Raw genomic sequence first — 3,767 nt, 5'->3', positions numbered from 1 at the left:
CAGGGGCGGTGGCGCACAGCATCGCGCCGAGGGAGATCGCGATCGCCGTCGTGGTGCGCTGGAGCCTGACCGACACCCCTGCCTCCTCTCGGCGCCCTCGCCGCAGCGCCGGGGCGACGGAAGCACCGGCCTGCCGTACGGGATGAATCGTCTCACCCCCGGGCGTAGCTCACATCCGATCCGCCGGAACCGTCGCGTACGCTCGGTGCGCTGTGACCTCCACCGACCAGAATCCCGCCGTCCCGGCCGCGACCCACGCCGCCCGGATTCGCACCTTCCACCCGCGCCGCGGCCGGATGAGCGGTCACCAGGCGGACGCGCTGGAACGACTCTGGCCGGCGTACGGTCTCGACATCGCGGCCCTGGACGGCCCGTTCGACCCGGCGTCCTCCGGTCGCGGAGCCCCGCTGGTGCTGGAGATCGGCTCCGGGATGGGCGACGCCACGGCCACCATGGCCGGCGCCGACCCGGACCGGGACTACCTGGCGGTCGAGGTGCACACGCCGGGCATCGGCAACCTGTTGGCGCTGGTGGAACGGCTCGGGCTGAGCAACGTCCGGGTGGCCAGGGGCGACGCGCTGGAGTTGGTCCGGGCGATGCCCGAGGGGTGCCTGGACGCGGTACACGTCTTCTTCCCCGACCCGTGGCCGAAGGCCCGCCACCACAAGCGGCGGATCATCCAGCCGGTCCACGTGGCGTTGCTGCGCTCCCGGCTGCGGCCCGGCGGGACGCTGCACTGCGCCACCGACTGGGCCGAGTACGCCGAGTCGATGCGCTCCACCCTCACCGCCGACCCGGACCTGGTCGACGTGCACGGCGGCTTCGCGCCCCGACCCGCGCACCGTCCGGTGACCAAGTTCGAGCGCCGCGCCCTGACCGCCGGTCGAGAGGTCTTCGACCTCGTCCACCACCGCCGCTGAGCATCCACGCCCCGCGCCCTGCCAGACGCCTCGACCAGAACCCAGGTGCCTCGGCCACGGGCACCGGCCGGGCCCCGGTTGGCGCGCGGGGGCGTGCTCCGGGCACGATGGGAGCCGCCATGACTCTCACCGCCGCGCTCCCACGAACCGCCGACCCCGACACCCTCTACGACGCGTTCGCCAGCTGGGCCTCCGAGCGCGGCCTGAACCTCTACCCGCACCAGGAGGAGGCGGTCATCGAGATCGTCTCCGGCGCCAACGTGATCATGAACACGCCGACCGGCTCCGGCAAGAGCCTGGTCGCGATCGCGGCGCACTTCGCGGCCCTGGCAGAGGACCGGACGACCTTCTACACCGCCCCGATCAAGGCGCTGGTGTCGGAGAAGTTCTTCGCGCTCTGCGAGGTCTTCGGCGCGGAGAACGTCGGAATGCTCACCGGTGACGCCAGCGTCAACGCCGACGCCCCGATCATCTGCTGCACCGCGGAGATCCTGGCCAACCTGGCGCTGCGGGAGGGCACACGCGCCGACGTCGGCCAGGTGGTCATGGACGAGTTCCACTTCTACGCCGAGCCGGACCGGGGCTGGGCGTGGCAGGTGCCGCTGATCGAACTGCCGCAGGCGCAGTTCGTCCTGATGTCCGCGACGCTCGGCGACACCACCCGGTTCGTCGACGACCTGGCCCGGCGTACCGGCCGACCGACCGCCGTCGTCCGCTCGGCCGAGCGGCCGGTCCCGCTGCTCTTCTCGTACGCGATGACGCCGCTGCACGAGACCCTGGAGGAGCTGCTGGACACCAAGCAGGCCCCCGTGTACGTCGTGCACTTCACCCAGGCCGCCGCCCTGGAACGCGCCCAGGCGCTGATGAGCGTCAACGTCTGCACCCGCGCCGAGAAGGACATGATCGCGAGCGCGATCGGGAACTTCCGGTTCACCTCGGGCTTCGGCAAGACGTTGTCGCGGCTGGTGCGCCACGGCATCGGCGTACACCACGCCGGTATGCTGCCCAAGTACCGACGTCTGGTGGAGACGCTGGCCCAGGCCGGGCTGCTCAAGGTCATCTGCGGCACCGACACCCTCGGCGTCGGCATCAACGTGCCGATCCGCACGGTGCTCTTCACCGGCCTCTCGAAGTACGACGGGGTGCGGACCAGGCTGCTCAAGGCCCGCGAGTTCCACCAGATCGCCGGGCGGGCCGGCCGCGCCGGATTCGACACCCTCGGCCGGGTGGTCGTGCAGGCCCCCGAGCACGTCATCGAGAACGAGAAGGCCCTCGCCAAGGCCGGCGACGACCCGAAGAAGCGCCGCAAGGTGGTCAAGAAGAAGCCACCGGAGGGCTCGATCGGCTGGGGCGAGCCGACCTTCCAGCGACTGGTGGAGGCCGAGCCGGAGCCGCTGACCTCCAGCTTCCAGGTCAGCCACTCGATGCTGCTCAACGTCATCGGCCGGCCCGGCGACGCGTTCGCCGCGATGCGGCACCTGCTCACCGACAACCACGAGGACCGCCCCGCGCAGCGCCGGCACATCCGCCGGGCCATCGCGATCTACCGGGCGTTGCGCGCCGGTGGCGTGGTCGAGCAGCTCGACGAGCCCGACGAGCAGGGCCGGCGGGTCCGGCTCACCGTCGACCTCCAGCTCGACTTCGCCCTCAACCAGCCGCTGTCGCCGCTGGCGCTGGCCGCGATCGAACTGCTCGACGTCGAATCCCCCGCCTACGCCCTCGACGTGCTGTCGGTCATCGAGTCGATCCTCGACGACCCGCGCCAGGTGCTGTCGGCGCAGCAGTTCAAGGCACGCGGCGAGGCGGTCGCCGCGATGAAGGCCGAGGGCATCGAGTACGAGGCCCGCCTCGAACTGCTCGACGGGGTGACCTGGCCCAAGCCCCTGGCGGAGCTGCTGGGCAACGCGTACGAGATGTACCGGCAGGGGCATCCCTGGGTCGCCGACCACCAGCTCTCCCCCAAGTCCGTGGTCCGCGACATGTACGAGCGGGCGATGACCTTCGGCGAGTACGTCCAGTTCTACGGGCTGACCCGATCCGAGGGTCTGGTGCTGCGCTACCTCGCCGACGCGTACAAGACGCTGCGGCAGACCGTCCCGGAGGACGCCAAGACCGAGGAACTGGTCGACCTCATCGAGTGGCTGGGCGAGCTGGTCCGTCAGGTTGACTCCAGCCTGATCGACGAGTGGGAGCGGCTGCGCAACCCGGCCGACGTGGCCGACGTGGCCTCCGCGCTGGACGACCGGCCGCCGGCGGTGACCCGCAACGCCCGGGCGTTCCGTGTGCTGGTGCGCAACGCGCTGTTCCGCCGGGTCGAGCTGGCCGCCCTGCGCCGCTGGGATCTCCTCGGCGAACTCGACAGCGCCGACGGGTGGGACGCCGACGGCTGGGCGGACGCCTTGGAGCCGTACTTCGCCTCGTACGACGAGATCGGGGTGGGTCCGGACGCGCGCGGGCCGGCGTTGTTGATGATCGAGCAGGGCCGGGAACGCTGGACGGTGCGGCAGATCCTCGACGATCCCGAGGGCGACCACGACTGGGGCATCAGCGCCGAGGTCGACCTGGCGGCGTCGGACGAGGCGGGCGCAGCGGTCGTCCGGATCACCGACGTCGGGCAGCTGTAGGACCTTTCCCGTAGCTGCCCGGCATGGACGTGCAGCGGGCGGACCGGCAGCGGGCATTGATCGGCGAGGTCGTGGAAATCGCGACGTCCTTCGCCAACTTCGGCCAGACCCGACAGCGGAAGGACCCCTGATTCCCTGGGCGATGTCACACCCATCGATTAGAATGTGTGTACTAATCGAGCTGCTGACCTGGGAGGACGCTCGTGACCGCGCCCACCTCCGC

Annotated in this window: 2 protein-coding genes; both read left to right on the top strand. The window is 71.0% G+C overall.

What is annotated here, in order from left to right; translation table 11 throughout:
• Positions 1-212 precede the first annotated feature (212 nt).
• Positions 213-920 (top strand): tRNA (guanosine(46)-N7)-methyltransferase TrmB, encoded by a 708-nt coding sequence (trmB, locus tag E1193_RS30450; RefSeq protein ID WP_132186583.1) that lies wholly within the window; start codon positions 213-215, stop codon positions 918-920.
• A 119-nt stretch (positions 921-1,039) separates the two neighbouring features.
• Positions 1,040-3,544 (top strand): DEAD/DEAH box helicase, encoded by a 2,505-nt coding sequence (locus E1193_RS30445; protein ID WP_132186582.1) that lies wholly within the window; start codon positions 1,040-1,042, stop codon positions 3,542-3,544.
• Positions 3,545-3,767: the final 223 nt, after the last annotated feature.

The organism is Micromonospora sp. KC606 (assembly GCF_004348675.1).
In the GTDB taxonomy this organism is placed as follows: Bacteria; Actinomycetota; Actinomycetes; order Mycobacteriales; family Micromonosporaceae; genus Micromonospora.
This window is presented reverse-complemented; position numbering and strand designations above follow the sequence as displayed.

What these genes read in the sequence shown, in the direction of transcription:
- E1193_RS30445 (WP_132186582.1), top strand. Translation starts at nt 1,040, where the DNA reads ATGACTCTCACCGCCGCGCTCCCACGAACCGCCGACCCCGACACCCTC.